General features: G+C 64.3%; 1 protein-coding gene. It reads right to left on the reverse strand.

Annotation, left to right across the window (positions count from 1 at the left end; translation table 11 throughout):
- A partial coding sequence (locus ACXJKJ_RS31320) for a CocE/NonD family hydrolase (protein ID WP_457395530.1) occupies positions 1 to 591 on the reverse strand: 591 nt, incomplete at both ends.

Here is a 591-nt window from a genome sequence, read left to right on the forward strand (position 1 = left end):
CAATACACCGGCAGCGAAATGAAGCTTGCCTGCTGTGGTGCATGCCACACCTGCTGCGTGGCCTTCTGGTAATCGCCCGGCCTGGCCAGGTAGATGTTGGGCACGAAGGTCTGCGGGTTGCGGTCGTACAGCGGGAACAGGCTCGATTGCACCTGCACCATCACCCGATGACCGGGCTGGAACACATGGTTGGCCGTCGGCAGGCCGAATCTGTAATCCAGCACCTGATTGCTTGCGATCGCCTTTGGATCGCTGAAGCTCTCCCGGTAGCGCCCACGGAAGATCGCCATGGATACCGCCAGCTCGTAGCCGCCCATCTCGGGCGTGGACGGTGTCTGGTCGGGATAGACGTCGATCAGTTTCACCACCCAGTCGGCATCGCTGCCACTGGTGGCCGCCGCCAGGTTCACCTGCGGTGCCCCGCCGATGCGAAGCGGCTCGGTGAGCGGTTCACTGACGAAGGTCAGCACGTCCGTGCGCCCGTCCACGAAACGCTGGTCCTTGACCAACCAGCTGGTCCACATGTCGCGGTCGGCGAAGCGCACCGGGCGCGGCACGAACGGCACCGGCTTGGCCGGATCGGACACGTAG

The sequence above is a fragment of the Roseateles sp. P5_E1 genome (assembly GCF_054049335.1).